The organism is Alloacidobacterium sp. (assembly GCF_035631355.1).
GTDB lineage: Bacteria > Acidobacteriota > Terriglobia > Terriglobales > Acidobacteriaceae > Alloacidobacterium.
The window spans coordinates 1-2,646 of record NZ_DASQIX010000094.1 but is presented as its reverse complement, the minus strand read 5'-3'; the positions used below and the strand labels follow the sequence as shown (position 1 = coordinate 2,646).

At 56.1% G+C, this 2,646-nt stretch carries 5 protein-coding genes; 4 read left to right on the top strand and 1 reads right to left on the bottom strand.

Annotated features, from left to right (window positions below):
- The coding region (locus VEV40_RS16705) for a hypothetical protein (protein ID WP_324833959.1) at positions 1 to 376 on the top strand (376 nt) is incomplete at its 5' end.
- A gap of 138 nt (positions 377 to 514) precedes the next feature.
- Here VEV40_RS16705 and VEV40_RS16700 read toward each other — a convergent pair.
- Positions 515 to 1,060: a hypothetical protein gene (locus VEV40_RS16700; RefSeq protein ID WP_324833958.1), complete on the bottom strand. Its 546-nt coding sequence runs from the start codon at positions 1,058 to 1,060 to the stop codon at positions 515 to 517.
- Between the two features lie 248 nt (positions 1,061 to 1,308).
- On the opposite strand from VEV40_RS16700, the gene VEV40_RS16695 reads away from it, so the two are divergent.
- From VEV40_RS16695 to VEV40_RS20760, 3 genes are all read left to right on the top strand, one after another.
- A complete protein-coding gene (locus tag VEV40_RS16695; RefSeq protein WP_324833957.1) occupies positions 1,309 to 1,572 on the top strand; it encodes a hypothetical protein in 264 nt (87 codons plus the stop codon).
- A 291-nt stretch (positions 1,573 to 1,863) separates the two neighbouring features.
- Positions 1,864 to 2,271, top strand: coding sequence for a hypothetical protein (locus VEV40_RS16690; protein ID WP_324833956.1), 408 nt, complete (start codon positions 1,864 to 1,866; stop codon positions 2,269 to 2,271).
- Between the two features lie 210 nt (positions 2,272 to 2,481).
- Positions 2,482 to 2,646: TetR/AcrR family transcriptional regulator (locus VEV40_RS20760; RefSeq protein WP_414637853.1), on the top strand; the 165-nt coding region annotated here is incomplete at its 3' end.

Sequence of the window (2,646 nt, the reverse complement as noted above, 5' to 3'; positions counted from 1 at the left end):
GGACGCGCTCGACCGCATCACCATCCCGCAGGATGTGCTCGATCGCATCGCGCCGACTGCATTGCCGCGATCCTCGATCATCGTCTCGGACGAGCCGCTGAGCCGCGAGACCAACTATCGCACCGAGTTCGTCGCGGTGCTCAGCAATCAGCCCCAGGGCGGCTTCTTGATGCGCCGGCCTACGGTCAATGTCCCCGTTGCGAGAAACCAGCCCCAGGGCGGCTTCGTGATGCGCCGGCCTACGGTCAATGTCCCCGTTGCGAGCGGCAACGAATGGGGCAACAACGGCTTCGGCTTCTTTTACCAGCGCAATTGGAACTCCCAACCTGCCAGTCCGCGCGCCGGCCAATACTATATGCAACAGCGCTGGTGGTAAGACGAGGCCGTGCCTTCCCGACGACCTATACCAGCGGCAGCCTTCTCCGCGACCCGTCCTGCATGTCGATATTCGCCATGTGAGTAGTCGATTATGACAGTTGTCCGATGCCGCTGACGACGCCAGCGCTTTGCAAAGCTATTCTGCGAGCGGGATCGGGTTGTCAGCCGGCGGATCGATCCCAAACGTGTTGGCTGTCATACAGGTCATCGAAAAGCTGCCAATCGAAGCAGTCAACGCCACCAGACTTTCCAACCCCATCGCCTTTTCCGCAGCGGCATAGGTTTCGTCGCTGAGGCCTTTTCTTGCGAGAAGTTCGCGCGCCACGGCCATGCAAGCGTGCTCGCGCGCATCAATCAAGCTGGGATTCCCATGCGCGTTGATTGCGTCAATGACTCCCTGCTCAATGCCAACGGCGAGCGAGCGTCGAACCTGCGCGAACCACGGATATCGAGCGTTCCAGTGCCGAGCGACAACAAGATTCACAATCTGTTGCTCTCGCTGTGACAATGGTCCGGATGACAGAGAGGCCCGCAGGTTTTGGCAAGCCTCAAACAACCTTGGCAAGTGGATATAGGCATAATACGGCCCGCCCACGATGCCGCTGGATTGCTTGGCTGCGTCGTAGACGCGGGCCTGATCTGCATTCATGTCGGCCCGATCTAAGATTGCTATGCGGACCATTCGTTATGCTCCCTCTCTGCTTTCATGCGCGCGCGAATTACCATTGACTTGCGATTCGACGGTAATGCGCCGCGCCTCCCATTGCTCGTCAGGGTCTTCGCCGTTCTGGTTGCACAACTTCTCTCCGAACTGTTGCGGGAAGGCGCGAGGTCTGGAAGATTGGCAACGTTTGCTCAATCACGACGCTTCGATGCTACCGGTTGTTCAATAGCGGTATGGTGCTGCCCCTTAGCATCAAAGACGGTAACTTGTGGATTTGGAAATCTGCTTTTGATCTCCTTATCTCCTTGCTCGCCCGCGATCCGCCGCCGGATGTACGCTGGGCGGGGCCTCAACTAAAATTCGTATGTGAAGGCAAGTATAGCATCGAGTTGTTCCGCGATAGCGGTGAAGATGCCTGCATCGAGAGCATTCTCGTGCGTCGCGATAGCCTCGCCGTCACCCACGCTCTCTACAAAGGAACCAGCGCCAGCGCCGCTGCCATACTCAGTCCAGCCAGAAGTGGCCAGTAATCCGGGATAAGTGCAGAGATTATTAGTACATCCACCGTTGCCTCCATGGTTGTCACCCCTTCAAGCACTCTGCTTCATTGCACAGTATCTAGTTATCACATTGATCACGTTGGCCTGGTCGGAGGACAGCCGAAATCTTGTTTTTTTGAGACAGATAGTTGGTTTCGCGCGCCGCGAGATGAAAACGGCTTAGAGCAAATGTAGGCGAGGTTTCGCCCATTGTGGTACGGTTTGCCAGAGTAGATAATGGCTTTGGGTGTGACAGGCTGAGGCGCGCAAAGGAGGATCGCAATGTTCTTCTTTCAGGAAGGCTTCACCTATCGCAACTTTCTGATGGATGTTCTGGGGATATTCTTCTTCGTCGTGTGGTTCTGGCTATTGATTGTTGTCTTTTCCGATCTGTTCCGTCGCCACGATATTTCTGGTTGGATCAAGGCCATCTGGGTAATAGCTTTGATCTTCTTTTCGTACCTTGCCATCCTCGCATATTTGATCTTTCAGGGAAGAGGCATGGCAGAGCGCAATGTGCAGCAAGCTCAGCAGGCGCGTGATGAGCTTAGGCGCGTGGTTGGTTTCAGCGTCGCAGATGAAATCCAAAAACTCGATGGGCTAAAAAAAGCGGGATCGATCAGCGACGCCGAATTTGCAAGACTCCGCGCCCGGCTCGTCAGCGACGGGGGCGGAGCCTTAGCAGCCTAAGCCCGAAGGGTCGAGAGTTGGCGTGGCCCCTTCAAGGGGCCACGCCAGTCGTTCTGCCGCTTCGCACGCTGGATCGTCACCACGACTCGACAAAATGGTCGGCAATGTAAGAAACAATGGACCTCAGCTAATTTTGCCGGTTCTGAGTAACCACATCCCAGCATAAAATTCGCGCGACGAAGCCCGTCAGCTCATGTAAAAGCTATTTACATGAGCTGGAAATACAGGAGCGATGGCCCACGCGGCTATCACCACGGTAACCTGAAAGAAGCGTTGCTGCGCGCCGCCTTGGAATTGATTGCAAAGAAGGGACCGGCGGGTTTCACCTTTGCCGAAGCCGCGCGGTGGGCGGGCGTGAGCCCGGCAGCACCCTAT